This is a genomic window from Clostridium sp. TJA038 (genome assembly GCF_058310255.1).
On the sequence record NZ_JBZEFA010000004.1, the window covers coordinates 138809 to 162947 of the forward strand.

General features: G+C 32.4%; 40 protein-coding genes and 1 pseudogene. All 41 read right to left on the reverse strand.

Annotation, left to right across the window (positions count from 1 at the left end; all coding sequences use genetic code 11):
* Positions 1–168: 168 nt before the first annotated feature.
* Entirely contained in the window at positions 169–840 is a 672-nt protein-coding gene (gene cwlD / locus AC4FQV_RS08845; protein ID WP_491139884.1) for an N-acetylmuramoyl-L-alanine amidase CwlD, read from the reverse strand.
* 125 nt (positions 841–965) lie between these two features.
* Positions 966–2574, reverse strand: a pseudogene (locus AC4FQV_RS08850) (Na/Pi cotransporter family protein).
* Positions 2575–2973: 399 nt separating this feature from the next.
* Positions 2974–3366, reverse strand: a complete 393-nt coding sequence (gene rpsI, locus AC4FQV_RS08855) for a 30S ribosomal protein S9 (RefSeq protein ID WP_288678257.1) — start codon at positions 3364–3366, stop codon at positions 2974–2976.
* A gap of 26 nt (positions 3367–3392) precedes the next feature.
* Positions 3393–3827: a 50S ribosomal protein L13 gene (rplM, locus tag AC4FQV_RS08860; protein WP_011010899.1), complete on the reverse strand. Its 435-nt coding sequence runs from the start codon at positions 3825–3827 to the stop codon at positions 3393–3395.
* Positions 3828–3973: 146 nt separating this feature from the next.
* Positions 3974–4708 carry a tRNA pseudouridine(38-40) synthase TruA gene (gene truA, locus AC4FQV_RS08865; protein WP_491139886.1) on the reverse strand — a complete coding sequence of 245 codons (735 nt, stop codon included), beginning with the start codon at positions 4706–4708 and terminating at the stop codon, positions 3974–3976.
* Between the two features lie 120 nt (positions 4709–4828).
* Complete coding sequence (locus AC4FQV_RS08870) at positions 4829–5635, reverse strand: energy-coupling factor transporter transmembrane component T family protein (RefSeq protein ID WP_491165350.1); 807 nt, start codon at positions 5633–5635, stop codon at positions 4829–4831.
* Positions 5636–5637: 2 nt separating this feature from the next.
* Positions 5638–6495, reverse strand: coding sequence for an energy-coupling factor transporter ATPase (locus AC4FQV_RS08875; RefSeq protein ID WP_491165351.1), 858 nt, complete (start codon positions 6493–6495; stop codon positions 5638–5640).
* Positions 6480–7325 carry an energy-coupling factor transporter ATPase gene (locus AC4FQV_RS08880; protein WP_491165352.1) on the reverse strand — a complete coding sequence of 282 codons (846 nt, stop codon included), beginning with the start codon at positions 7323–7325 and terminating at the stop codon, positions 6480–6482. The genes AC4FQV_RS08875 and AC4FQV_RS08880 overlap by 16 nt, the downstream gene beginning before the upstream one ends.
* 230 nt (positions 7326–7555) lie before the next feature.
* Positions 7556–7897: a 50S ribosomal protein L17 gene (rplQ, locus tag AC4FQV_RS08885; RefSeq protein ID WP_152887773.1), complete on the reverse strand. Its 342-nt coding sequence runs from the start codon at positions 7895–7897 to the stop codon at positions 7556–7558.
* A gap of 16 nt (positions 7898–7913) precedes the next feature.
* Positions 7914–8861 (reverse strand): DNA-directed RNA polymerase subunit alpha, encoded by a 948-nt coding sequence (locus AC4FQV_RS08890; RefSeq protein ID WP_491165353.1) that lies wholly within the window; start codon positions 8859–8861, stop codon positions 7914–7916.
* An 82-nt stretch (positions 8862–8943) separates the two neighbouring features.
* Positions 8944–9564, reverse strand: a complete 621-nt coding sequence (gene rpsD / locus AC4FQV_RS08895; RefSeq protein WP_003470276.1) for a 30S ribosomal protein S4 — start codon at positions 9562–9564, stop codon at positions 8944–8946.
* A 23-nt stretch (positions 9565–9587) separates the two neighbouring features.
* Positions 9588–9983, reverse strand: a complete 396-nt coding sequence (gene rpsK, locus AC4FQV_RS08900) for a 30S ribosomal protein S11 (RefSeq protein WP_003454436.1) — start codon at positions 9981–9983, stop codon at positions 9588–9590.
* A gap of 16 nt (positions 9984–9999) precedes the next feature.
* Positions 10000–10365, reverse strand: a complete 366-nt coding sequence (gene rpsM / locus AC4FQV_RS08905) for a 30S ribosomal protein S13 (RefSeq protein WP_003454489.1) — start codon at positions 10363–10365, stop codon at positions 10000–10002.
* Between the two features lie 237 nt (positions 10366–10602).
* Complete coding sequence (gene rpmJ / locus AC4FQV_RS08910; RefSeq protein WP_003373491.1) at positions 10603–10716, reverse strand: 50S ribosomal protein L36; 114 nt, start codon at positions 10714–10716, stop codon at positions 10603–10605.
* Between the two features lie 12 nt (positions 10717–10728).
* Positions 10729–10947: a translation initiation factor IF-1 gene (gene infA, locus AC4FQV_RS08915; RefSeq protein ID WP_003454491.1), complete on the reverse strand. Its 219-nt coding sequence runs from the start codon at positions 10945–10947 to the stop codon at positions 10729–10731.
* Positions 10948–10954: 7 nt separating this feature from the next.
* Entirely contained in the window at positions 10955–11233 is a 279-nt protein-coding gene (locus AC4FQV_RS08920; protein ID WP_491139892.1) for a KOW domain-containing RNA-binding protein, read from the reverse strand.
* 88 nt (positions 11234–11321) lie between these two features.
* The gene (gene map, locus AC4FQV_RS08925) at positions 11322–12071 is read right to left on the reverse strand and encodes a type I methionyl aminopeptidase (protein WP_491139893.1); all 750 of its coding nucleotides are present in this window, start codon (positions 12069–12071) and stop codon (positions 11322–11324) included.
* On the reverse strand, positions 12072–12722 hold the full coding sequence (locus AC4FQV_RS08930) for an adenylate kinase (RefSeq protein ID WP_491139894.1): 651 nt from the start codon (positions 12720–12722) through the stop codon (positions 12072–12074).
* Positions 12723–12748: 26 nt separating this feature from the next.
* Positions 12749–14026: a preprotein translocase subunit SecY gene (gene secY, locus AC4FQV_RS08935; RefSeq protein WP_491139895.1), complete on the reverse strand. Its 1278-nt coding sequence runs from the start codon at positions 14024–14026 to the stop codon at positions 12749–12751.
* Between the two features lie 2 nt (positions 14027–14028).
* Positions 14029–14469 (reverse strand): 50S ribosomal protein L15, encoded by a 441-nt coding sequence (gene rplO, locus AC4FQV_RS08940; protein WP_003454379.1) that lies wholly within the window; start codon positions 14467–14469, stop codon positions 14029–14031.
* Positions 14470–14502: 33 nt separating this feature from the next.
* Positions 14503–14682, reverse strand: a complete 180-nt coding sequence (gene rpmD / locus AC4FQV_RS08945) for a 50S ribosomal protein L30 (protein ID WP_034824315.1) — start codon at positions 14680–14682, stop codon at positions 14503–14505.
* 5 nt (positions 14683–14687) lie between these two features.
* On the reverse strand, positions 14688–15185 hold the full coding sequence (gene rpsE, locus AC4FQV_RS08950) for a 30S ribosomal protein S5 (RefSeq protein WP_491139896.1): 498 nt from the start codon (positions 15183–15185) through the stop codon (positions 14688–14690).
* Positions 15186–15205: 20 nt separating this feature from the next.
* Entirely contained in the window at positions 15206–15565 is a 360-nt protein-coding gene (gene rplR, locus AC4FQV_RS08955; protein ID WP_003454424.1) for a 50S ribosomal protein L18, read from the reverse strand.
* Positions 15566–15595: 30 nt separating this feature from the next.
* Positions 15596–16135 (reverse strand): 50S ribosomal protein L6, encoded by a 540-nt coding sequence (rplF, locus tag AC4FQV_RS08960; RefSeq protein ID WP_491139897.1) that lies wholly within the window; start codon positions 16133–16135, stop codon positions 15596–15598.
* 96 nt (positions 16136–16231) lie between these two features.
* Positions 16232–16630, reverse strand: coding sequence for a 30S ribosomal protein S8 (rpsH, locus tag AC4FQV_RS08965; RefSeq protein ID WP_003454446.1), 399 nt, complete (start codon positions 16628–16630; stop codon positions 16232–16234).
* Between the two features lie 33 nt (positions 16631–16663).
* On the reverse strand, positions 16664–16849 hold the full coding sequence (locus AC4FQV_RS08970; protein WP_003470274.1) for a type Z 30S ribosomal protein S14: 186 nt from the start codon (positions 16847–16849) through the stop codon (positions 16664–16666).
* Positions 16850–16865: 16 nt separating this feature from the next.
* Positions 16866–17405 carry a 50S ribosomal protein L5 gene (gene rplE / locus AC4FQV_RS08975; RefSeq protein WP_003454431.1) on the reverse strand — a complete coding sequence of 180 codons (540 nt, stop codon included), beginning with the start codon at positions 17403–17405 and terminating at the stop codon, positions 16866–16868.
* Between the two features lie 22 nt (positions 17406–17427).
* Complete coding sequence (gene rplX, locus AC4FQV_RS08980) at positions 17428–17742, reverse strand: 50S ribosomal protein L24 (RefSeq protein ID WP_491139898.1); 315 nt, start codon at positions 17740–17742, stop codon at positions 17428–17430.
* A gap of 23 nt (positions 17743–17765) precedes the next feature.
* Positions 17766–18134 (reverse strand): 50S ribosomal protein L14, encoded by a 369-nt coding sequence (gene rplN, locus AC4FQV_RS08985; RefSeq protein ID WP_003454425.1) that lies wholly within the window; start codon positions 18132–18134, stop codon positions 17766–17768.
* Positions 18135–18164: 30 nt separating this feature from the next.
* Positions 18165–18419 (reverse strand): 30S ribosomal protein S17, encoded by a 255-nt coding sequence (rpsQ, locus tag AC4FQV_RS08990; RefSeq protein WP_003454312.1) that lies wholly within the window; start codon positions 18417–18419, stop codon positions 18165–18167.
* A 21-nt stretch (positions 18420–18440) separates the two neighbouring features.
* The gene (gene rpmC, locus AC4FQV_RS08995) at positions 18441–18650 is read right to left on the reverse strand and encodes a 50S ribosomal protein L29 (protein WP_003454396.1); all 210 of its coding nucleotides are present in this window, start codon (positions 18648–18650) and stop codon (positions 18441–18443) included.
* Entirely contained in the window at positions 18650–19084 is a 435-nt protein-coding gene (rplP, locus tag AC4FQV_RS09000) for a 50S ribosomal protein L16 (RefSeq protein ID WP_003454381.1), read from the reverse strand. The genes rpmC and rplP overlap by 1 nt, the downstream gene beginning before the upstream one ends.
* A 30-nt stretch (positions 19085–19114) precedes the next feature.
* A complete protein-coding gene (gene rpsC / locus AC4FQV_RS09005; RefSeq protein WP_003454406.1) occupies positions 19115–19783 on the reverse strand; it encodes a 30S ribosomal protein S3 in 669 nt (222 codons plus the stop codon).
* Positions 19784–19803: 20 nt separating this feature from the next.
* Positions 19804–20139 (reverse strand): 50S ribosomal protein L22, encoded by a 336-nt coding sequence (gene rplV / locus AC4FQV_RS09010; RefSeq protein ID WP_491139899.1) that lies wholly within the window; start codon positions 20137–20139, stop codon positions 19804–19806.
* A 27-nt stretch (positions 20140–20166) separates the two neighbouring features.
* Positions 20167–20448 (reverse strand): 30S ribosomal protein S19, encoded by a 282-nt coding sequence (gene rpsS / locus AC4FQV_RS09015; RefSeq protein ID WP_491139900.1) that lies wholly within the window; start codon positions 20446–20448, stop codon positions 20167–20169.
* A 70-nt stretch (positions 20449–20518) separates the two neighbouring features.
* Positions 20519–21352 carry a 50S ribosomal protein L2 gene (gene rplB / locus AC4FQV_RS09020; RefSeq protein ID WP_491139901.1) on the reverse strand — a complete coding sequence of 278 codons (834 nt, stop codon included), beginning with the start codon at positions 21350–21352 and terminating at the stop codon, positions 20519–20521.
* Positions 21353–21406: 54 nt separating this feature from the next.
* Complete coding sequence (gene rplW / locus AC4FQV_RS09025; protein ID WP_003454311.1) at positions 21407–21700, reverse strand: 50S ribosomal protein L23; 294 nt, start codon at positions 21698–21700, stop codon at positions 21407–21409.
* Entirely contained in the window at positions 21700–22314 is a 615-nt protein-coding gene (gene rplD / locus AC4FQV_RS09030; RefSeq protein ID WP_003454270.1) for a 50S ribosomal protein L4, read from the reverse strand. The genes rplW and rplD overlap by 1 nt, the downstream gene beginning before the upstream one ends.
* 24 nt (positions 22315–22338) lie before the next feature.
* Positions 22339–22968, reverse strand: coding sequence for a 50S ribosomal protein L3 (rplC, locus tag AC4FQV_RS09035; protein ID WP_003476250.1), 630 nt, complete (start codon positions 22966–22968; stop codon positions 22339–22341).
* Positions 22969–23050: 82 nt separating this feature from the next.
* A complete protein-coding gene (rpsJ, locus tag AC4FQV_RS09040; protein WP_003479233.1) occupies positions 23051–23359 on the reverse strand; it encodes a 30S ribosomal protein S10 in 309 nt (102 codons plus the stop codon).
* A 695-nt stretch (positions 23360–24054) separates the two neighbouring features.
* A partial coding sequence (locus AC4FQV_RS09045) for an EF-Tu C-terminal domain-related protein (protein WP_476580457.1) occupies positions 24055–24139 on the reverse strand: 85 nt, incomplete at its 5' end.

A 24139-nucleotide genomic window follows, 5' to 3' on the forward strand; every position in this document is an offset into this window, starting at 1 on the left:
ATACTTAGAAAAATAGGAGCTTTTATGAATAAAATAAGGATTATAAATATTTTAATTATAATTTTAATTTTTGTATTATTTTTTTTAATCTTAAAAACCATATTATTAAATGAACTTTATAATATTACTCCTTTAGATTTTGAAGTTAATCTTTAATCTTTAAGAGTTTTAACTATTAAAATATTCATCTATAGCTTTTAATATAGTTTCCGCTATTTTATCTTGATAATTAGAATTAGTTAAAAGCTTGCATTCTTCAGGATTTGATAAAAATCCACACTCAACTATTACGGAAGCTTCTTCATAATAATCATTTAAAATTTTATATTCTTTCTTAGCAACCTTTGCCTCTCTTTTATTACTAGTATCCAACTCCTTAAATTTAGCTTGTATTATTCTTCCTAATTTTTCGCTCTTTTCATTGTTAGCACTCCATACCTGTGCCCCTTTGCAATTTTTTTGAGGAAACATATTTTGATGAATACTTATAAAAGCATCACAATTATTTTCTTTTTTTATTTTAACTCTATTATTTAAATCTTCTCTTTTCTTCTCTCTAACTTTCTTTCCCTCTGTGTATAATCCAATATCTTTGTCCCTTGTCATTATTACCTTATAATTTTTATCCTCTAAAAGTTTTTTAGTCTTTAAAGCTATAGATAAATTAATATCTTTTTCAATAACTCCACTTTCACTTTTAGCTCCACCATCAATTCCTCCGTGCCCTGGGTCTATAACAATAACCTTCTGTCTTTCCTCTGCATTTACTTTAAAAAAACTTAAATTTATTAATAGTAAGGATAAGAAAGTTATAGATAGCACCTTAAATATCTTTCTCATTAAAAAACCTCCTAATAGATTTAAAATAATTCTTTAATTACAAACTCAATTTATTTTTTCCTATGAAATAATAAATATTCTATAAAAAAAAGAATACCTAAAATAATTTAGGTATTCTTAAAATCTTAGCAAACCTCCATAACACTTTCTGCTATGTTTGTTGCATGGTCTCCAATTCTTTCAAAGTTGCTTAATAAATCCATAAATATTGCACCGTCATAAGCATTACAAGAACCTTGACTTAATCTCTTAATATGATTTTCTCTAAATTCTTTTTGTGAAGAATCTATCTTTCTTTCAACTTCGTAAATAGTTCCTGCTTCTTCAACATTTTCATTTGCATAGGATTCAATACTTATATCTAAAGCTTTCATTGTTTGGTCATAAATATAATCTATTTCTTTTAAAGCATCTTCGCTATATTTTAACTTTCTTCCTACTTTTTCTAAAGTTAAATCAGCTATATTTTCAACATGGTCTCCAATTCTTTCAATGTCTGTTACAATATGAAAAGTTGATGCCACTAAATTACTTTCTTTTGCAGATAAATCACACTTAGATAACTTAACTAGATATTCTGTAATATCTTCTTCTAGTATATTTATAAGCTTTTCATTTTCATATACTTTCTTAACTAAGCTATCATTATTTTCCTTAAATGCTTTCATACTTAACTCTAAGTTTTCTTTAGCTTTATTTGCCATTCTTAAAGTTTCTTTTTGAACTTGACCAGCAGCTATAACTGGAGTTTCTAATAATCTATCATCAATATATTTAGGTCCTAAGACTTCTACTTCGTCTTCTCCTTTGATTAACTTATTAACTAACATAATCATGTACTTACTTAAAGGAACTAAGACTATAGTAGCTGTTACGTTAAATATAGTGTGTGCATTAGCAATCTGTCTTTGAACATCTCCAGGACTTATGTTTTGTACAAGATGACCTAATGGTCTTAAGAACGGTATAAATATAAGTGTACCTAATACATTAAACATTAAATGTATTGCTGCTGCTTTATGTGCTGTTTTATTAGCACCAATACTTGAAATTAAAGCAGTTACACAAGTTCCTATGTTACAACCAAATAATATTGGTAAAACTACATCTATAGTTATAGAGCCTGTTGATGCTAAAGCAATTAATATACTTGTAGTCGCTGATGAACTCTGTAATATAGCTGTAAGAGCTAAACCTGTAAATATTCCTAATACCCAGTTATCTCCTATAGCCATTATAAGTTGTGAGAACATTGGTGAATCCGCTAATGGTTTTAAAGCTGAACTCATTATTCCCATTCCCATAAATAAGATACCAAAGCCTAAAATTATGCCAGCTATATCTTTTCTTTTGCTTTGCTGACATTAATAAGACAACACCTACTATAACAAATAATGGTGCTATATCATCTAGCTTAAAGGCAACGAGCTGTGCCGTAATAGTAGTACCTACATTTGCACCCATTATTACCCCAGCAGCTTGTGCTAAGTTCATAAGTCCTGCGTTAACAAAACCAACTACCATTACCGTAGTAGCACTAGAACTTTGTATTATCATAGTAACAAAGGCACCAACTAAAACTGCTGATATTGGATTTTTAGTAACTTTCTCTAATATACTTTTTAATTTATCACCTGCAGCATTTTCTAATCCTTCACCCATTAACTTCATTCCAAAAAGGAATAGACCTAATCCACCGGCAACTTCTATTAAGGTAAAAATTGCATCTTTCAAGATACTTCTCCTCCACTTTGCTTAATTTGTAAAATACAAACTTATTTTATTTTTAATTTTAAATATCAATCCTATAACATTTTACAATATAATATTTACTTTGTTAAGTTTTAAAGCACCTTTTTAACCTAAACTTAATACAGTATCCATTTTATTGAAATTTTATACAAATAATATCAAATTTATTAAAACTAACTTAAAATTTAAACCTTTACTATATAGATATATAGCCATTTCTAATGATTTTTATATTTTTTTGTCAAAGAAGCATAAAATCTATTTTTGTTCATACTATATTAATAATTATACCCTTTATCAAGGGATTTTTTAAGATTTTTTTGTAAAAAAACGAAAAAAAAAGAAGGAGATATTCCTCCTTCTTTCCATAAAAGCAATATATTATCTCTTTGAGAATTGTGGAGATCTTCTTGCTTTCTTTAAACCGTATTTCTTTCTTTCAACCATTCTTGGGTCTCTAGTTAAGAATCCAGCTTTCTTTAATTCTGGTCTTAAGTTTTCGTCAGCTTTTAATAAAGCTCTTGATATACCATGTCTTATAGCTCCTGCTTGACCTGATAATCCACCACCATGAACGTTAACTAAAACATCATATTTATCTTTAGTTTCAGTTAAAACTAATGGTTGGTTAACTACAACTCTTAAAGTTTCTAATCCAAAATATGTTTCGATTTCTCTATTATTTACTATAACTCTACCTTCACCTGGTACAAGTCTTACTCTTGCAACTGATTTCTTTCTTCTTCCAGTTCCCATGTATTGAACTTTTGCCATTTGAACTCCTCCTCCCGAGCTTATAATTAGTATCTTAACTCAAGTACTTCTGGTTTTTGAGCAGCGTGATTATGCTCAGCTCCTCTGTACACGTTTAATTTCTTTAACATTTTTCTTCCTAAAACGCCTGTTGGAAGCATTCTTCTAACTGCTTCTTCGAAAGCAAATTCAGGTTTCTTTTCTAAAACTTCTCTGTATGGAGTTTCTTTTAATCCACCAGCATATAAGCTGTGTTTTCTTAACATTTTTTGGTCTAATTTCTTACCAGTTAAAACAACTTTCTCAGCGTTTATAACGATAACGAAATCTCCACAGTCAACATTTGGTGTAAATGTTGGCTTGTTCTTTCCTCTTAATATTGAAGCAACTTGGCTAGCAACTCTTCCTAGTGGCTTTCCAGCAGCGTCAACAACATACCATTTTCTTTCAACTTCTTGTGCTTTTGCAATGTATGATTTCATCGTTTTCCCTCCCTAGAATTTTAAAATAGGTTTTATATGTCCTCGTACTTTATGTTAAGATTCATAGTGAATCCCGTACATCTCTCTTACAAACAAATACAATTATAATACACGCTTACGGGCGTGTCAATACATTTCCTATACTTTTAGTAAAAAACTTTTTCTAAGCATAATCCTGTTGGTGGAACACAAATTCCAGCTTTTTTTCTATCTCCAGAATCTATTACTTCCTTTATATACTCTGGTTTTTCTTTTCCTCTTCCTACTTTTAATAAAGTTCCTACAATTAATCTAACCATATTATATAAAAATCCATCTGCTGATACATACAATTTTATTTTATTTCCCTCCGTTTCAATATGAATATCTGTTATTGTTCTTACAGATGTTTTAACTGTTCCACCGGGTCTTTGAAAAGCCTTAAAGTCATGCTTACCTAAAAAATATTTACAAGCTTCTTTCATAGCTTCAATATCTAAAGGCTTTTTTACATGGTAAACATAATTTCTCTCTAATGCTGGTGCTTCTTCTCTATTTAATATAGTATAACAATATGTTTTACCTTTGGTCATATATCTTGAATGAAAATTTTCTTCTACTTCTTCTGAATTCATTATTACTATATCCTTTGGTAATTTTGAATTTAAAGCAGCCTTAAAATTTTTTCCTGGTATATTGGAGTTGGTTTTAAAATTAGCTACATAAGCCTTAGCATGAACTCCTGAATCAGTTCTACTACTTCCTAATATTTCTACCTCTTCTTTTGTAACTTTCTTTATAGCCTCTTCTACCTTTTGTTGAATAGTATTTCCTATTGGCTGCTTCTGCCATCCAAAATAAGCTGTTCCATCATATTCTATAGTTAATTTTATATTTCTCATATAATCATTCCTTTGTTTTAAAAAATTAAAATATAAATAATTATCCTTTAAATCAAGAAAGACTACAAATATATGTAGTCTTTCTATTAAGAATTATTTATCCTATATTTAAAATATACTTTAAGAAACTCTAACCATTATAGATAAAGCTAACAGTACGAAGGCTAAAGCAAAAGAAATAAAATCATTTTTTGTATATTTTAATACTTTCATTCTAGTTCTTCCATCTCCACCCCTATAGCACCTAGCTTCCATAGCCATTGCTAACTCATCAGCTCTTCTAAAGGAACTAATAAATAATGGTATTAATAATGGTATTAAACTTTTAGCTTTTTGAATTATGTTACCTGATTCAAAATCTGCTCCTCTTGCTTTTTGAGCTTTCATTATTTTATCAGTTTCATCAATTAAAGTTGGTATAAATCTTAAAGCAATAGTCATCATCATAGCTAATTCATGTGCTGGCACACCTATTCTTTTTAAAGGCTTTAATAAACTTTCAATTCCATCTGTTAACTCAATAGGTGATGTTGTAAGAGTTAAGACTGATGTTCCCATTATAAGAAGTATTAATCTTAAAGCCATGAAAATTGCTGTCCTTATCCCCTCTTTGTATATGTGTAAAAACTTCCAATGCCATATAAGAGTGTCTTCTGTACCTTTAATCATAAAAATATTAAGTATTCCTGTTATTGCTATTAAAAAGAATACAGGTTTAAGACCTTTATATAGATATTTAAATTGTAATTTAGATATTAATACAGTCGCTACTAAAAAGGCAACTATAAATATATAACCCCAAAATTTATCTACTACAAATAATGAAGCAATAAAAATAAGTGATACTAATATCTTAGTCCTTGGATCTAATTTATGGACAAAAGAATTTCCAGGAATGTATTGCCCTATAGTAATATCCTTTAGCATAATTATTTATCCTTCCTAATTATTTTTAAAAGAGCTTCCTTTGCCTGTGAAATTGTAAATATTTCTTCTGATATATCAAAGCCCTTTTTTCTTAACTCTTTAACTAGATAGGTTACTTGAGGTACTGCTAAACCTATTTTTTCTAAGGTTTCAACTTCTTTAAAAACCTCTGCAATCTTCCCATCTAAAACTATTTTTCCTTCACTCATAACAATTACCCTACTAGCAATTTTAGCTACATCTTCCATACTATGACTAACCATTATTATTGTCATTCCATATTCTTTATGAAGCAATCTTATTTGTGATAATATATCTTCTCTTCCTTTTGGGTCTAACCCTGCTGTTGGTTCATCTAATATTAAAACTTTGGGTTCCATTGCTATAACTCCAGCTATGGCAACTCTTCTTTTTTGCCCTCCACTTAAGTCAAATGGAGATTTATCTTTATAAGTTTCATAGTCAAGACCTACCATTTTCATAGACCTCTTAACTCTCTTACTAATTTCTTCTTCACTTAACCCTAAGTTTTTAGGACCATATGAAATATCTTTTTCTATTGTTTCTTCAAATAATTGATATTCTGGATATTGAAATACTAATCCTACTTTTTTTCTTATATCACTTAATTTAGTTTGTTTATCGCCAAGGTTAATGCCATCAATTATAATATTTCCACTAGTTGGACTTAATAAACCATTTAAATGTTGTATAAAAGTTGACTTTCCTGACCCTGTATGCCCAATTAAAGCTACAAATTCACCATCTTTTATTTCACAATTTATATTGTTTAGTGCTAACTTTTCAAAAGGTGTTTTAGGCATATATATATAATTTAAATTTTCTATTTTAATTGACATAAAGCATTCACCATCTCATCTATATTTAATATTTCAGTTGATATATTAACTCCCTCTTTTTGAAGTTCATAAGCTAGCTCAGTAACTTGTGGAACGTCTAATCCTATAGTTTTCATTTTTTCAACTTGCGAAAAAATTTCTCTTGGAACTCCCACCATTACTTTTTCTCCATTATCCATAACTATTATTCTATCTGCTTGAGCTGCTTCGTCCATATAATGCGTTATTAAAACTATTGTTATTCCAAACTTTTTGTTTACTTCTTTAATAGTTCTAATTACTTCATTTCTTCCAGAGGGGTCTAACATAGCTGTTGGCTCATCTAAAACTATGCATTTAGGTCTCATTGCTAATATTCCAGCTATAGCAATTCTTTGTTTTTGTCCACCAGACAGTAAGTGTGGTGCATGTTTTCTATATTCATACATTCCTACTGATTTTAAAGATTCATCTACTCTTTCTCTAATTTCAACAGGGTCAATACCTAAATTCTCAGGTCCAAAAGCTACATCTTCTTCTACTATTGTAGCTACTAACTGATTATCTGGATTTTGAAAAACCATTCCTGCTCTTCTTCTTACTTCCCAAATATTTTCTATTTTAGAAGTATCTAACCCATCTACGTACATCTTTCCTCCACTTGGAAGCAATAAAGCGTTCATATGCTTAGCAATAGTTGATTTTCCAGAACCATTATGTCCTAAAACAACTAAAAACTCTCCTTTTTTCACTTCCATGGAAACATGATTTATTGCAATTTTTTCTGTTTTTTCTTCGGCATTTACATACTTAAAAACTAAGTCTTCACTTTTAATCATATTTTCTCCCATACTAGCCTCCTATATAAAGCTACTAAAAGCAAACAAAACATTTACCTTTTTCTCAAAAAATATATTGAGTTCAGTATTTTTACATATAAAAAAATACCTACTTATAAAATAATACTATTAATAATTTTATTTTGTAAATAGATATTTCCTTATTTTAACCTTTTATATAAAAATATTTTGTATGACAAAAGAGGATTAAGTAAAAACTTAATCCTCTCTAAAGAAATATATTATACTAATTCAAGTATAACAACTTCAGCTCCGTCTCCTCTTCTAGGACCAACTTTGTACATTCTAGTGTATCCACCGTTTCTTTCAGCGTACTTTGGAGCTACGTTGTCAAATAAGTTTTTAACAACTTCTTCTTCTGTAACAAATGCTAACACTTGTCTTCTTGCGTGTAAATCTCCTCTTTTTGCAAGAGTGATCATTTTTTCTGCAAGGCTTCTAGTTTCCTTAGCTCTTGTTTCAGTAGTTTCTATTTTACCATGCTTTAAGAAGCTTGTAACAAGATTTCTAAGCATAGCTTTTCTTTGATCAGTAGGACGACCTAACTTACGATATCCTGCCATGGCTTTACCTCCTCACCTACTCGTCATTTAGTCTTAAATTTAAGCCTAACTCGTTTAACTTTCTTTCTACTTCTTCTAGAGACTTCTTACCTAAGTTTCTAACTTTCATCATATCATCCATGCTTTTGCCTGCAAGTTCTTGAACAGTATTTATTCCAGCTCTCTTTAGACAATTGTATGATCTTACTGATAAGTCAAGTTCTTCTATAGTCATCTCTAAAGCTTTTTCTTTTTTATCTTCTTCTTTTTCAATCATTATCTCAACATCATTAGCGTTGTCAGTTAAAGTCATGAATAATTTGAAGTGCTCTATAAGAATTTTAGCTGATAATGAAATAGCTTCTTCTATTCTTATAGTTCCATTAGTCCAAATTTCTAATGTAAGTTTATCATAGTCAGTAATTTGACCAACTCTTGTATTTTGAACAGAGAAATTAACTCTTTTTACAGGAGTGTATATAGAATCTATAGCTATAGCTGATAATGGAAGATCTTCTGTTTTATTTTTGTTTTGAGTAACATATCCTCTTCCTCTATTAACTATGATTTCCATATATAACTTACCATCTTCGTCTAATGTAGCGATATGTAGATCCTTGTTTACAACTTCTACATCACCATCTGTTTTTATATCTGCTCCAGTAACAATACCTGGTCCTTGAGCATCAATATAAATAGTTTTTGGTCCTTCACCTTCCATAGTAAGTGCTAACATTTTAAGATTTAAGATTATCTCTGTAACATCTTCTTTAACACCTGTTATTGTTGAAAATTCATGAAGAACTGAATCTATTTTAACTGAAGTTGGAGCCACTCCAGGTAAAGAAGAAAGTAATATTCTTCTTAATGCATTACCAAGAGTTATTCCATAACCTCTTTCTAATGGTTCTATCTCAAACTTACCATATGTTCCGTTATCGTTTGATTCAACACATTGAATTACTGGCTTTTCTATTTCTAACATTCAAAAACCCTCCTTAATTTTAAAATGGCAACCTTATGAGGGCAACTGATCCAATTGTAAAAGTACTTAAGATCAATAATTATTATTTGCTGTATAACTCAACGATTAGAGTTTCGTTAACTGGTACGTCGATGTCTTCTCTTGCAGGTTCAGCAACAACTTTACCTTCAAAGTTTTCAACGTTAGCTTCTAACCATTTTGGTAAAGCTTTTGGATTTTCAGCAAACATTTTGAATCTTTCTGATCCTCTGCTCTTTTCACAAACTGTTATAACATCGTTAACTGATACTTTAAATGATGCTATATCAACTTTTTTACCATTTACTAAGAAATGACCGTGGTTTACTAATTGTCTAGCTTCTGTTCTTGAAGCACCATAACCTAATCTGTAAACAACGTTGTCTAATCTCATTTCTAATAATTTAAGTAAGTTTTCACCGGCAATTCCTCTCATTTTTTCAGCTCTTTCATATGTGTTTCTGAACTGACCTTCAAGAACTCCGTATATTCTCTTAGCTTTTTGCTTCTCTCTTAATTGTGTTCCGTAGTTAGATAATTTCTTTCTGCTTGCTCCATGTTGTCCTGGTGCATAACTTCTTCTAACGAAAGCACATTTATCTGTATAACATCTATCCCCTTTTAGGAATAATTTCATACCTTCTCTTCTACATAACTTACATGTAGCTCCAGTATATCTTGCCATTCATTACACCTCCCGTGACGTTACTAAACTCTTCTTCTTTTTGGTGGTCTACATCCATTGTGTGGGATTGGAGTTACATCTTTTATTAAAGTAACTTCTAATCCAGCTGCTTGTAAGCTTCTTATAGCTGCTTCTCTTCCAGCACCTGGTCCTTTTACGTAAACCTCAACGCTTTTTAATCCGTGTTCCATAGCTGCTTTAGCTGCTGTTTCAGCTGCCATTTGAGCTGCAAATGGTGTGCTCTTTCTTGAACCTTTAAATCCAAGTCCACCAGCACTTGCCCATGCTAATGCATTTCCTTTTGCATCAGTTAAAGTAACTATTGAGTTATTGAATGTTGATTGAATGTGTGCTGCACCATGCTCAACATTTTTTCTTTCTTTTCTTCTTCTAGTTTTTTTAACTTTTTGAGCTGCCATTGTCTTCCCTCCTTAACTATTTCTTCTTATTAGCTATTGTCTTCTTAGGACCTTTTCTAGTTCTAGCATTAGTCTTAGTTTTTTGTCCTCTAAGTGGAAGACCTTTTCTATGTCTGATTCCTCTATATGAACCAATTTCAACTAATCTCTTTATGTTTAAAGCAACTTCTCTTCTTAAGTCACCTTCAACTGTTAAATCTTTAATGTAGTTTCTTATTGAGTTTACTTCTTCCTCAGTAAGATCCTTAACTCTTGTATCAGGATTAACTCCAGTTACTTCAAGAATTTTTTGTGATGTAGGTAATCCTATACCATATATATAAGTTAGACCTATTTCAACTCTTTTTTCTCTTGGTAGGTCGATACCTGCTATTCTTGCCATTAATGTTACACCTCCTGGTAATTAAAATACGAAATTGATTTACATTAAATAAGTAACTCAATTGCTTTGTTGTTTTATTTATATTTAAAATTTTAGGTTGATGTTTTTCACATCACAGCCGCACCTAAAATTTATTTGCTATTATTTAAATGCCTATATAATCATATTTTACTTTTAAATAAAAGTCAATAAGAATTCACTCCCAATTGACCTTTTTTATTATGTTTTATTTACCTATTAGCCTTGTTTTTGTTTGTGCTTAGGATTTTCACAGATTACCATTACTCTTCCTTTTCTTTTTATAACTTTGCACTTTTCGCAAATAGGCTTAACTGATGGTCTTACTTTCATCGCTAACCCTCCTTATTTTGCTCTCCATGTAATTCTACCTCTTGTAAGATCATAAGGTGAAAGTTCTACAGTAACCTTATCTCCTGGTAAAATTCTTATGAAGTTCATTCTTAACTTTCCTGAGATATGAGCTAATATTTTATGCCCACTCTCTAATTCAACTTCAAACATTGCATTTGGTAAAGCTTCTAAAACTGTACCTTGCATTTCAATTATATCACTTTTTGACATAAGGTAATCAAACCTCCTTGTTAGTGCAATTAAGTCTTATAAATCTCTTTATCTTAAGATTTAAGTTCTTATCTTTTGATATTATACATGATTTTAATTCATCATCCAATATCTCAGTAAGCACTACATGTTTTATTTTTTTCTTTTTTGGCATTTCAATAGTCTTAGTCAATCCATTTGCTAATAGTAGATCATCATCTACCAATCCAATCACTATATATGATTTTTCTTTATCTCTTCCAGCATTTGAAATAACCAATCTACCGATTAAATCAGTTTCTTGCAACTTATCCACCTCAAAGATTACCTTAGTCATAAACTACAAATTCCTTATAGGCAAATGTTAATTTATAACTAAGCAATATATATTAAAACTATTTTATAAGTGTTAATATTTCAGGACCATTAGGTAAAATTGCAACTGTGTTTTCATAGTGTGCAGAAAGTTTTCCATCTGCTGTTACTACTGTCCAGCCATCATCTAAAGTCTTAACTCTATATGATCCCATGTTTACCATTGGTTCAATAGCTAATACCATTCCTGCCATTAACTTTGGACCTCTGCCTGGTCTACCGAAATTAGGAACTTCAGGATCTTCATGAACTTTTCGGCCAATTCCATGTCCTACAAAGTCTCTAACAACAGAAAATCCATTGGCTTCAACATATTGCTGTATTTCATTAGAAATATCCGTTAGTCTACTGTCTACCTGTGCCTTTTCGATTCCTTTAAAAAAGGATTCTTCAGTAACTCTAATAAGCTTTTTTGCTTCTTCTGATATATTTCCTACACCAAAAGTTCTAGCAGCATCACTGTGAAATCCATTTAGACAAACTCCACAATCAATAGAAACAATGTCTCCATCTTTTAATTCATAACTTCCTGGGAAACCATGAATTACTTGATTATTAACAGATATACATAATGAAGCTGGGAAACCATACAATCCTTTAAAGGATGGTGTAGCTCCATGCTTAGTTATAAACTCTTCAGCTATTCTATCTAATTCCGTAGTAGTAATACCAGGTCTTACTTTCTCCTTAAGCAGGTTAAGTGTTTCTCCAAGAAGCTTTCCTGCCTTTCTCATTAGGTCGATTTCATTCTCATTTTTAAGAATAATCATCTACTTATCTCTCCCTAATATTTTACAGATACTCTCGAAGACCTCGTTTATTGCTTGTGTTCCATCTACTACTGAAAGTTGCTTTTTGTTTTTATAAAAATCAATTAATGGTTGTGTTTGATTTTCATACACATCAAGTCTTTCCTTAACTGTTTCTTCAGTGTCATCTTTTCTTTGTATAACATCTGAACCACAAAGATCACATTTTCCATCCTTAGCTGGTGGATTAAACTTTATGTGATAACTTGCTCCACAAGAAGGACAAACTCTTCTTCCTGTCATTCTCTCAAGAATAAATTCTTTAGGTACTTCTATTAAAAGAGCTGTGTCTATTGACTCATTTCTTTCTTTTAAAAAGTTATCTAAAGCTTCTGCTTGATGAACTGTTCTTGGGAAACCATCTAATAAATATCCATTTTTACAATCATCTTGTTGAAGTCTATCCTTAACCATGTTAATTGTTACTTCATCTGGTACTAACTGTCCATTATCCATATATGATTTAGCCTCAATACCTAAAGGAGTATTCTCTGAAATATTCTTTCTAAAAATATCTCCTGTAGATATGTGAGGAATTGAATATCTATTACTAATTGATTTTGCCTGTGTTCCTTTTCCTGCTCCAGGAGGACCTAATAAAACTATCTTCACGGGCATCATCTCCATAACTTGTATTTCTATTTTAAGAATCCTTGGTAATGTCTCATTGCTAATTGAGTTTCTAATTGTCTCATTATTTCTAGTGAAACAGAAACTAAAATTAATAATGATGTTCCTCCAAACTGTATTCCTTGGAAAGGAGTATAGTTTGCAACTAAAATAGGAATTACTGCTATTAAAGCAGCGAAACATCCACCAATCATTGAAATTCTATTTAATACTTTCTCTAAATAAATTTCTGTTGGTTTTCCAGGTCTTATTCCAGGAATGAAACCTGATGATTTATGCATATTCTCAGCCATTTCATCTGGCTTAAATGTTATTTGAGTATAGAACCAAGTAAAGAATATAGTCAACAATGCATATAATACTGGATACATCCAAGTACTTGTATTAAAAGGACTGTAAGAAGATCCTATAATCCATTGTGACCATTTAGCTTCTGGAAAGAATTGAGCTATAGTTGTTGGGAAACTCATAACAGACATAGCAAAGATTATTCCTATGACAGTTGTTCCAATAATACTTAATGGAATATGAGTTGATTGTCCCTTCATAACCTTGTTACCTACGGCCTTACCTGCATATTGTACAGTAATCCTTCTTTCAGCTAGTGATAAGTAAACTACACCACCTAGTAAAGCTAGTGTAAATAAAATAAATAATGCAACTTCTACAATATTTATTCTACCCATTTTACTTAGGTTATATATTTGATAACCAGTCATTGGTAAACTTGATACTATGTTTGCAAATATTATCAATGAAGTACCGTTTCCTACTCCTTTAACAGTAATCTGATCTCCTAACCACATTAAGAAAGTTGATCCAACTACTAATGTTAGTAATATTAAAAATAAACTAACTGGAGATGTATCTTTTAATGCACCAACATTGCTAATTATTACGTAACTTCCATAAGCCATTACCGCTCCAATAACAATGGATGCATACCTAGTTATCTTTTGAATTTTCTTTCTTCCGTCATCTCCCTCTTTAGACAATTGCTCCAACTTAGGAACTGCAACTGTTAAAAGCTGTACGATGATTGAAGCATTGATGTATGGTACAACACCTAAAGCGAATATACTAAATCTACTAAAAGAACCACCAGAAATTAAATCATAGAAGCCTACTAAGCCTCCTGATTGTGTTAAAGCTTTTAGACTATCTGTATCAATTCCAGGAACAGGAATATAACTTCCCATCCTGAAAATTGCTATTAAGAATACAGTCCAAATTATTTTTTTTCTTAAATCTTGAACCTTCCAGGCATTACGTAGGGTTGATAGCACGATTATTTCACCTCAACTTTTCCTCCAGCTGCAACTATTTTTTCAGCTGCTTGCTTTGATAACTTGCAACCTGCGATAGTTAAGCTCTTTTCTATGTTTCCATTTCCTAAGATCTTAACTCCGTCCATTAGTTTACTTACTACTCTTCTTTCTAATAGTAATTCTGGAGTAACTTCTGTTCCATTATCGAATATGTTTAATCTATCAACATTGATTGTTACAAAATGTTTTGTAAATGGGTTAGTGAATCCTCTTTTAGGAAGTCTTCTGTATAATGGCATTTGACCACCTTCGAATCCAGGTCTAACTCCACCACCTGATCTAGCATTTTGACCTTTTTCACCTTTACCGGCATTTCTTCCTAAGCCTGAACCAGTACCTCTACCAACTCTTTTTGGAGCTGATTTACTACCAGCTGCTGGTCTTAATTCATGAAGTTTCATATCTTATTACACCTCCTCTAATGCTCTATTTAATTATGCTTCTTCAACTTTTAGTAGATAACTTATTTTGTTTATCATACCTTTTATTTGAGGAGTTCCCTCATGCTCTACTGTTTTACCTATTTTTCTAAGTCCAAGGGCATGTGCAGTAGCGATATGGTCTTTCTTTCTACCAATTAAGCTTTTAACTAATGTTACCTTTAGCATCGCTATCCCTCCTAACCTATTATCTCTTCAACAGATTTTCCTCTTAATTTAGCTATATCTTCAGCTGTTCTTAAGTTAGCTAATCCGTTGATAGTTGCTTTTACCATGTTTCTTGGGTTGTTTGAACCTAATGATTTAGCTCTAACATCCTTTAATCCTGCTAATTCAAGAACTGATCTTGCAGGACCTCCAGCTATAACTCCTGTACCTTCAGTAGCTGGCATTATAAGTACATCTCCTGTACCGAATTTTCCGTGTATTTCATGAGGAACAGTAGTTCCAACTATTGAAACTTTTACTAAGTTTTTCTTAGCATCTTCTATTCCTTTTCTTATTGCTTCAGGGATTTCGATAGATTTACCAGTTCCAACACCAACGTGTCCGTTCTCGTCTCCAACAACAACTAACGCACTGAATCTGAAGTTTCTACCACCCTTAACAACCTTAGTAACTCTGCTTATACTAACAACCTTTTCTTTAAGGTCTAGTGTGCTAGGATCGATTCTCATGTATTTCCCCTCCTTGTAGATTAGAATTTTAATCCGGCTTCTCTTGCTCCGCTAGCTAAAGCCTCAACTCTTCCGTGATATACGTATCCACCTCTGTCGAATACTACATCGTTTATTCCTTTTTCTATAGCTCTCTTAGCAACTAATTCTCCAACTAATTTAGCAGCTTCTTTGTTGCTTCCTTTAACTTCGATAGCTTTATCTAAGCTTGAAGCAGCTACTAAAGTAACAGCATTAACGTCGTCTATTATTTGAGCATATATGTTCTTTTCACTTCTATATACAGATAATCTTGGTCTTTCTGGAGTTCCGAATACCTTCTTACGAACTCTTAGGTGACGTCTTTCTCTTGCTTCTTTTCTGTCTGCCTTTTTGAACATAAGGTTCACTCCTTTCTATATTAGTATTTATTATTTACCAGTTTTACCTTCTTTTCTTCTTATAACTTCATCAGAGTACTTGATTCCTTTACCTTTGTATGGTTCAGGTTTTCTCCATGATCTGATGTTAGCAGCAACTGCTCCAACTTTTTCTTTATCGATACCTTCAACGATAACTTTAGTTGTTCCATCTAATTTGAAGTCTACTCCATCAACTGATTCAACTTCTACTGGATGTGAATATCCTAAGTTCATAACAAGTTTCTTTCCTTGTAATTGAGCTCTGTATCCAACTCCGTTTAACTCTAAAGTTTTTGAAAAACCTTGGCTTACTCCGATAACCATGTTATTAAGTAAAGCTCTAGTTAATCCGTGAAGTGCTCTGTGTTCTTTAACGTCACTTGGTCTAGTAACAACTACTTGAGCATCTTCTACAGCTATATTAATGTCTTTGTGCATAGCTTTAACTAACTCACCCTTAGGGCCTTTTACTGTAACAACGTTCTCTGGTGTTACAGTAACAGTTACTCCAGCAGGGATAGCTATAGGCATTTTACCTACTCTTGACATAATGCGCACCTCCTGTGAATTTGGTCCTTATATTTTTTTAAATCATCTCTTTGCTTCAATCTATATAAATCTATGTTATTTTCTCACTCTAAAAAATTACCAAACGTAGCAGATAACTTCTCCGCCTAATCCTAATTTTCTAGCTTCTCTGTCAACTACTAATCCTTTTGAAGTTGATATTAAAGCGATACCTAGTCCGTTTAATACTCTAGGAACTTCATCTTTCTTGCAGTAAACTCTTAAACCTGGTTTTGATATTCTCTTTAAACCAGTTATAACTCTTTCATTGTTTGCTCCGTACTTTAAAGTTAATCTCATCATAGGAACTACACCATCATTGTACTCCTCTACTCCTTTAAGATAACCTTCTTGTAATAATATATTTACGATAGCCTTCTTAACACTTGAAGAAGGTACTTCAACAACTTCGTGTCTTACTGAGTTCGCGTTTCTAACACGAGTTAGTAAGTCTGCGATAGGATCTGTCATAACCATTCTATTGTGCCTCCTTTCATTCTACTAGTTATATTACCAGCTTGCCTTTCTACATCCAGGAATTTCACCTTTGTAAGCTAATTCTCTGAAGCAGATACGGCAAATTCCGAATTTCTTTAATACAGAATGTGGTCTTCCACATAATCTACATCTAGTATACGCTCTAGTTTTGTATTTAGGTTCTTTTTTCCATTTTTCGATCATTGCCTTACGAGCCATGCGTATCCCCTCCTTATTATTGAGCGAATGGCATTCCAAGGAATCTTAATAATTCTCTTGCTTCTTCGTCTGTGTTAGCACTAGTAACGAAGATTATATCCATTCCTCTTACTTTATCTACTTTATCATACTCTATTTCTGGGAATATTAATTGTTCCTTAATTCCTAATGAGTAGTTTCCTCTTCCATCAAATGCTTTAGCTGAAACTCCTCTGAAGTCTCTTACTCTTGGTAAAGCTATTGAAACTAATTTATCTACGAATTCGTACATATTAGTCTTTCTTAAAGTAACTTTACATCCTAAAGCCATGTTCTCTCTTATTTTAAAGTTAGCAACTGACTTTTTAGCTCTTGTTAATACAGGCTTTTGTCCAGCGATTATTTGTAAATCACTAACAGCTGATTCTAGAACCTTAGGATTGTCTTTAGCTTCTCCTACTCCCATGTTTATAACAACTTTTTCTATTTTAGGAACTTGCATTATGTTTTTGTATCCGAACTTTTCCATCATAGCTGGAACTACTTCTTTTTCATATCTTTCTTGAAGTCTATTCACGTAAAGTACCTCCTTTCAAATTTTAGAATGTTTCTCCACACTTCTTACATACTCTTACTTTTGCACCGTCTTCTAATAACTTATGGCTTATTCTTGTAGCCTTTTTACATTTGTTGCAGAATAACATAACTTTTGAGCTATTTATTGGAGCTTCCATTTCTATTATTCCACCTTGCATGTTTTGTCTATTAGGTTTTTGATGCTTTTTAACTAAATTAACTCCTTTAACTACTACTTTACCAGTCTTAGGAATTACTCTTAAAACTTCACCAGTTTTTCCTTTATCTTTACCTGATATAACTACTACTGTGTCGTTCTTTCTAACATGTACCTTCATCTTAGCCACCTCCTAATCGTTTATTATAGAACTTCTGGTGCTAATGATAAGATTTTATTGAACTCATTATCTCTTAGCTCTCTTGCAACTGGTCCAAAGATACGAGTTCCTCTTGGTTGCTTATCATCTTTTATTATTACAGCTGCATTTTCATCAAATTTGATGTATGAACCGTCAGCTCTTCTTAGTCCTCTTACTGATCTTACAATAACTGCTTTTACTACTTCGCCTTTTTTAACAACTCCGCCTGGTGTTGCACTTTTAACGCTAGCAACTATTACATCTCCGATATTTCCGAATTTTCTTTTAGATCCGCCTAAAACTCTTATGCACATTATTTCTTTTGCACCTGAGTTATCAGCAACCTTTAGTAAGGTTTGTTGTTGTATCATGAAATTAACCTCCTTTCAGACTTTAGAAAACTATTTTGCTTTCTCTACTATCTCAACAAGTCTCCATCTCTTATCTTTTGATAATGGTCTAGTTTCCATTATAAGAACTCTATCTCCGAATCTAGCCTCATTATTCTCATCATGAGCTTTAAACTTAGTTGTTCTGTTAACAGTTTTTCCGTATAGTGGATGTCTAACCTTTGTTTCAACCGCAACAACGATAGTCTTATCCATTTTATCAGAAACAACTCTACCTAATCTCTTTTTTCTTAAATTTCTTTCCACAGCGGTTACCTCCTTTCAGGATTACTGCTCAATCTTTAACTCTTCTTCTCTTATGATTGTCTTGATTTGAGCTATTGATTTTTTTACTTCTCTGATTCTCATTGGGTTTTCTAATTGACCTGTAGCTAATTGGAATCTTAAATTGAATAACTCAGCTTTAAGGTCTCCTAATTTCTTTATTAAATCTTGAGGATTGCTTGTTCTTAGTTCTTTTAACTCTCTAGCCTTCATTATTCTTCACCACCCATTTCCTCAAAATCTCTTCTTGTAACGAACTTAGTCTTTACAGGAAGTTTGTGTGAAGCAAGTCTCATAGCTTCTCTTGCTTTCTCTTCATCAACTCCAGATAACTCGAATAAAACTCTACCTGGTTTAACTACTGCTACCCAGTATTCAACTGAACCTTTACCTGAACCCATTCTTGTTTCAGCTGGTTTTTCAGTTACAGGTTTGTCTGGGAATATTTTTATCCAAAGCTTTCCGCCTCTTCTTATATATCTATTGATAGCTATTCTCGCAGCTTCTATTTGGTTACTAGTGATCCATCCACAAGTTGTAGCTTGGATTCCGAAATCTCCGTAAGCTAGAAAGTTTCCTCTAGTTGCCTTACCTTTCATTCTACCACGTTGTACCTTACGATGTTTAACTCTTTTAGGCATTAACATGTTATATTCCTCCTTTCTTAGTGCATCCTATTATGCGTTAGCTTCTTCCTTTTTTTCAACTTTTTTAGTTGGAAGAACTTCTCCATTGTAAACCCACACTTTAACACCGATTTTACCATAAGTTGTATCTGCTTCAGCAAATCCATAGTCGATGTCAGCTCTTATTGTTTGTAGTGGGATTGTTCCTTCATTGTATTGCTCAGTTCTAGCTATTTCAGCTCCACCTAATCTTCCTGAACAAGCAGTTTTAACACCTAATGTGCCAGCTTTCATTGCTCTTTGGATAGTTTGTTTCATAGCTCTTCTGAAAGATATTCTCTTTTCTAATTGAGCAGCAATGTTTTCAGCCATTAATTGAGCGTTAGTTTCAGCGTTCTTAACCTCAACAATGTTTATTAAAACATTCTTTTCAGCTATTATATTTTTTAAGCTAGCTTTTAATCTTTCGATTCCTGAACCACCTTTACCGATGATTACTCCTGGCTTAGCTGTGTGTATGTTTAACTTTACTCTTTTAGCTGATCTTTCGATTTCAATCTTAGCGATTCCAGCTGAGAAAAGTTCTTTCTTTATGAATTTTCTTATTTGTTGATCTTCAATTAAGTTGTCAGCAAAATTCTTCTTATCAGCATACCATTTTGCATCCCAATCCTTAATTACACCAACTCTTAGTCCGTGAGGATGTACTTTTTGTCCCATGCTTTTCCCTCCTTACCTTATTAAGCTCTTTCTTTAACAACAAGTGTTATGTTACTTGTTCTCTTGTTTATTCTGAATGCTTTACCATGATCCATTGGTCTGAATCTTTTTAATGTTGGTCCGTGACCTACATGTGCTTCTGCAACGAATAATCTGTTAACGTCTAATTCGTGATTGTTCTCCGCATTAGCTACCGCTGATTTTAAAACTTTGCTTATAACCTCAGCAGCATCTCTTGGAGTATATTTTAAAATTGCGAAAGCTTCGTTTACGTTCTTTCCTCTTATTAAATCAAGAACAACTCCTACTTTAGTTGGAGACATTCTTACATATTTAGCTATAGCTTTAGCTTCCATCTAAAGATCCTCCTTTCCCGGATACTATTATTTTCTCTTTGATGTTTTTTCGTTTTTAATATGACCTTTGAAAGTTCTTGTTAAAACGAATTCTCCTAATTTATGTCCAACCATATCTTCTGTAACATAAACTGGGATATGTTTTCTTCCATCATGAACAGCTATTGTATGGCCTATCATTTGTGGGAATATAGTTGAGCTTCTTGACCAAGTTTTGATAACTTTCTTATCTCCACTTTGGTTCATTTCTTCTATTTTCTTTAAAAGACCTGCATGCACGAAAGGTCCTTTCTTAATTGATCTACTCACTAGAATTTCCTCCCTTCATAAACTTAATTATGCCGCCAAACTGTGAAGAGAATTTTTAATTCTCTCCAGATTATTTAGCGTTTCTTCTCTTAATGATGAATCTATCTGAGTATTTTTTGTTCTTTCTTGTTTTGTATCCAAGTGCTGGTTTACCCCATGGAGTAACTGGACTTGGTCTACCGATAGGAGATCTACCTTCTCCACCACCGTGAGGGTGATCGCAAGGGTTCATTACAGAACCTCTAACTGTTGGTCTCCATCCCATGTGTCTCTTTCTACCAGCTTTACCGATATTTACGATCTCATGAGTTGTGTTTGATACTGTTCCAACAGTAGCTTTACATTCTATTCTTACGTATCTCATTTCACCTGATGGTAATCTTAATGTAGCATAGTTACCTTCTTTAGCCATTAATTGAGCTGAAGTACCTGCTGATCTTACCATTTGGCCACCTTTTCCAGCTTGTAACTCTATGTTATGAACAAAAGTACCTACTGGCATGTGTTTTAATTGAAGAGCGTTACCTGGCTTAATATCAGCATCTGGTCCTGATACTACTGTATCTCCTACTTTTAATCCTACAGGAGCAAGTATGTATCTCTTCTCTCCATCAGCGTAAACAACAAGTGCTATGTAAGCTGATCTATTTGGATCGTACTCTACTGTAGCAACTTTTGCTGGAATTCCGTCTTTATTTCTTTTGAAATCTATTATTCTATATTTTCTCTTAGCTCCACCACCGTGGTGTCTAACAGTTATTTTACCTTGTGCGTTTCTACCACCAGTTTTCTTTAATGAAACAAGAAGTGACTTCTCAGGTGCATTTGTAGTAACTTCTTCAAATGTTGGCATAGTCATTTGTCTTCTTGATGGTGTAGTTGGGTTAAACTTTTTAAGTGCCATTATTGTCCCTCCTTCTTATAGCTTATCTGGCCTTCAACCAATACCTGCTTTTTATTATTGCATTCCTTCGAAGAATTCTATGCTGCTACCTTCTGCTAAAGTTATAACAGCTTTTTTGAAGTCAGCTCTTTTTCCGATATGAACTCCAACTCTCTTAGTCTTTCCTTCGAATCTCATAGTCTTAACGTCAGCAACTTTTACGTTGAAAACTTCTTCTACAGCTCTCTTTATTTGTACTTTGTTAGCTGCCATATGAACTATGAAGGTGTATTTATTTTCAGCCATAGCTGCCATACTCTTTTCAGTTATAACTGGTTTTCTGATTATATCATGGCTTGTTAACTTCATTATGCGTACACCTCCTCAATTTTGTTTACAGCTTCTTTAGTTATCATTAATGTTTTGCAGTTTAATAAATCATAAACATTTATGTTGTTAACAGGCATAACTGTTACACCTTCTATGTTTCTTGCTGATTTATATACATTTTCATTAACTTCAGCTGTTATTATTAATGTCTTTTTAGCTTCGAAAGCATTTAACATTTTAACTGCTTCCTTAGTCTTTGGAGCTTCGAAAGTTAAGTCTTCTAAAACTACCATATCTGCAACTTTGCTAGTTAAAGCAGAAGTCATAGCTACTTTTCTCATGCTCTTTGGTATTGACATTCTGTAATCTCTTGGCTTTGGTGCGAATACAACTCCACCTTTAATCCATTGAGGCGCTCTTATAGAACCTTGTCTTGCTCTACCTGTTCCTTTTTGTCTCCAAGGCTTGATTCCGCCTCCTCTTACCTCAGATCTTGTTTTAGCTGATTGAGTACCTTGTCTCTTATTAGCTAATTGAGCTACTACTACTTGGTGTAAAGCATATTTGTTTACTTCTACTCCGAATACTTGCTCATTTAATTGGATATCTCCAACTTGTTGTCCTTCTTTATTAAATAAACCTACTTTAGGCATTACGCTTCCTCCTTTCTACAGAAATTAAGCCTTAACGCTGTTTCTTATAACTACTGTGCCTTTATTTGGACCTGGGATTCCACCCTTTATTAAAATAATGTTCTTTTCTGGCATTATTTTAACTACTTCTAAGTTAAGAACAGTTGTGTTCTTAGCTCCCATATGTCCAGGCATTCTTTTGTTTTTGAAAGTTCTTGATGGGTCTGAAGCAGCTCCCATTGAACCTGGTGCTCTGTGGAATTTAGAACCGTGAGACATTGGTCCTCTACTAGCATTCCATCTTTTTATTGTACCTTGGAATCCCTTACCTTTAGAAACTCCTGATACATCTACTTTGTCTCCAATTTCAAATGTGTCAACTTTTATTTCGTCTCCAACATTGTAATTAGCTACATCTTCCATTCTGAACTCTTTTAAAGTTCTTCTTAAAGAAACACCAGCTTTAGCAAAATGTCCTTTTCTTGGTTTGTTAACTAATTTTTCTCTTAATTCACCGAATCCTACTTGTATTGCATCATATCCATCAGTTTCAACTGTTTTCTTTTGAACTACAACACATGGACCAGCTTCAACTACAGTTACAGGGATTACTCTACCATTCTCATCGAATATTTGAGTCATTCCAACTTTTTTACCTATTATAGCTTTTTTCATGTGGCTACACCTCCTAAACATATTAGCGGATTGCTTCTGCAATCATAACAGTTCAATCTCTTAATTCAATCTAAATAAACTATTAAAGTTTTATTTCGATATCAACACCTGCTGGTAAGTTTAATCTCATTAATGCATCAACAGTTTTTGGTGATGGATTAACGATGTCTATTAATCTCTTATGAGTTCTTACTTCGAACTGCTCTCTTGAGTCTTTGTACTTATGTACAGCTCTTAAGATTGTGATAACGTCTTTTTCAGTTGGTAGTGGAACTGGTCCAACAACCTTTGCTCCTGTAGACTTAGCAGTTTCAACAATTTTCTCAGCTGATTGATCTAATATTGTGTGATCAAATGCTTTTAATCTTATTCTAATTTTTTGTTTTGACATTTTGGTTTCCCTCCTTTTCATGTACGCTTTACTTCTAACGCACAACAGTAAGTATTATGTAAACTGTCCCTGGTGTTTCACACTTTAGAAAGATACACTAACTTCTGTCGTTGGATTCTAGATCCTAACATGCTCTTCAAGAATTACCCGGAAGTCCGGCAACCTCTTGATTCATCGCTGTTCGCTTTACAACTTCTTCATTATACTATGTATATTATGTTTTTTCAAGTATTTTTTTATAACTTTTAACATATACATTTATGTAGTTTTTTTACCCCAAAACCGTTCAAAAAAATAAAACCTAATATTAATAATATACTATTTTTTTTATTTTTCAAGAAGAATTTTATTCCTAAAAATATTATATTAATATTATTGCCCAAATTTTTTTCCTAAATTATATTATATTTATTTTTTATAGAAAATCAATAAAAAAATAAAGAGAAGAATCAATACTAATTCTTCTCTTTATAATTTAAAGGCCTATTTTAATGAACTCTTTTTAATAAATAAAATTATTGCGCTTTAATTTTAATTTTTAAAAAGCATTCTAATATATACGTCTATATATTAGAAACTTTTCTTAATTAAATTCAATCTTATAAATTTTTGCGCTAAAAATATAAGTTGAATTTAATTAAGCATTTTTATTTCCCGTGTTCTTCGGTACTAAGAAAATTTATAATAATTTAAAATTATTCGATTATTGAAGTAACAACTCCTGAACCTACAGTTCTTCCACCTTCTCTGATAGCGAATCTTAATCCTTCATCCATAGCG

Coding starts and splice junctions, on each gene's coding strand:
- rplQ (WP_152887773.1), bottom strand. CDS start 7,897: ATGGCAGGATATCGTAAGTTAGGTCGTCCTACTGATCAAAGAAAAGCT.
- AC4FQV_RS08890 (WP_491165353.1), bottom strand. CDS start 8,861: ATGTTAGAAATAGAAAAGCCAGTAATTCAATGTGTTGAATCAAACGAT.
- map (WP_491139893.1), bottom strand. CDS start 12,071: ATGATTATTCTTAAAAATGAGAATGAAATCGACCTAATGAGAAAGGCA.
- rplD (WP_003454270.1), bottom strand. CDS start 22,314: ATGCCTAAAGTAGGTTTATTTAATAAAGAAGGACAACAAGTTGGAGAT.
- rplR (WP_003454424.1), bottom strand. CDS start 15,565: ATGTTCAAAAAGGCAGACAGAAAAGAAGCAAGAGAAAGACGTCACCTA.
- rplN (WP_003454425.1), bottom strand. CDS start 18,134: ATGATACAACAACAAACCTTACTAAAGGTTGCTGATAACTCAGGTGCA.
- AC4FQV_RS08875 (WP_491165351.1), bottom strand. CDS start 6,495: ATGTCAATTAAAATAGAAAATTTAAATTATATATATATGCCTAAAACA.
- rpsD (WP_003470276.1), bottom strand. CDS start 9,564: ATGGCAAGATATACTGGAGCTACATGTAAGTTATGTAGAAGAGAAGGT.
- rplX (WP_491139898.1), bottom strand. CDS start 17,742: ATGAAGGTACATGTTAGAAAGAACGACACAGTAGTAGTTATATCAGGT.
- rpsJ (WP_003479233.1), bottom strand. CDS start 23,359: ATGTCAAAACAAAAAATTAGAATAAGATTAAAAGCATTTGATCACACA.
- rpsH (WP_003454446.1), bottom strand. CDS start 16,630: ATGGTTATGACAGATCCTATCGCAGACTTACTAACTCGTGTTAGAAAC.
- AC4FQV_RS08970 (WP_003470274.1), bottom strand. CDS start 16,849: ATGGCTCGTAAGGCAATGATCGAAAAATGGAAAAAAGAACCTAAATAC.
- rplC (WP_003476250.1), bottom strand. CDS start 22,968: ATGAAAAAAGCTATAATAGGTAAAAAAGTTGGAATGACTCAAATATTC.
- AC4FQV_RS08880 (WP_491165352.1), bottom strand. CDS start 7,325: ATGGGAGAAAATATGATTAAAAGTGAAGACTTAGTTTTTAAGTATGTA.
- rpmJ (WP_003373491.1), bottom strand. CDS start 10,716: ATGAAAGTAAGACCATCAGTTAAGCCTATTTGCGAAAAGTGCAAAGTT.
- rplV (WP_491139899.1), bottom strand. CDS start 20,139: ATGGAAGCTAAAGCTATAGCTAAATATGTAAGAATGTCTCCAACTAAA.
- AC4FQV_RS08870 (WP_491165350.1), bottom strand. CDS start 5,635: ATGCTAAAGGATATTACTATAGGGCAATACATTCCTGGAAATTCTTTT.
- rpsI (WP_288678257.1), bottom strand. CDS start 3,366: ATGGCAAAAGTTCAATACATGGGAACTGGAAGAAGAAAGAAATCAGTT.
- rplW (WP_003454311.1), bottom strand. CDS start 21,700: ATGAAGTTAACAAGCCATGATATAATCAGAAAACCAGTTATAACTGAA.
- infA (WP_003454491.1), bottom strand. CDS start 10,947: ATGTCAAAAAGTGATATAATTGAAATGCAAGGTACAGTTTTAGAAGCT.
- rpsE (WP_491139896.1), bottom strand. CDS start 15,185: ATGAGAATCGATCCTAGCACACTAGACCTTAAAGAAAAGGTTGTTAGT.
- rpsK (WP_003454436.1), bottom strand. CDS start 9,983: ATGGCAGCTCAAAAAGTTAAAAAAACTAGAAGAAGAAAAGAAAGAAAA.
- rplF (WP_491139897.1), bottom strand. CDS start 16,135: ATGTCAAGAGTAGGTAAAATGCCTATAGCTATCCCTGCTGGAGTAACT.
- rplP (WP_003454381.1), bottom strand. CDS start 19,084: ATGTTAATGCCTAAAAGAGTTAAACATCGTAAGGTACAACGTGGTAGA.
- rpsM (WP_003454489.1), bottom strand. CDS start 10,365: ATGGCAAGAATAGCAGGTATCGACCTACCAAGAGAAAAAAGAGTTGAA.
- cwlD (WP_491139884.1), bottom strand. CDS start 840: ATGAGAAAGATATTTAAGGTGCTATCTATAACTTTCTTATCCTTACTA.
- truA (WP_491139886.1), bottom strand. CDS start 4,708: ATGAGAAATATAAAATTAACTATAGAATATGATGGAACAGCTTATTTT.
- rplB (WP_491139901.1), bottom strand. CDS start 21,352: ATGGCACTTAAAAAGTTTAACCCAACTACACCATCAAGAAGACAAATG.
- rplM (WP_011010899.1), bottom strand. CDS start 3,827: ATGAAATCATACATTGCAAAAGCACAAGAAGTTGAAAGAAAATGGTAT.
- rpmC (WP_003454396.1), bottom strand. CDS start 18,650: ATGAAGGCTAGAGAGTTAAAAGAACTAAGAACAAGCAATCCTCAAGAT.
- rplO (WP_003454379.1), bottom strand. CDS start 14,469: ATGAAACTTCATGAATTAAGACCAGCAGCTGGTAGTAAATCAGCTCCA.
- rpsC (WP_003454406.1), bottom strand. CDS start 19,783: ATGGGACAAAAAGTACATCCTCACGGACTAAGAGTTGGTGTAATTAAG.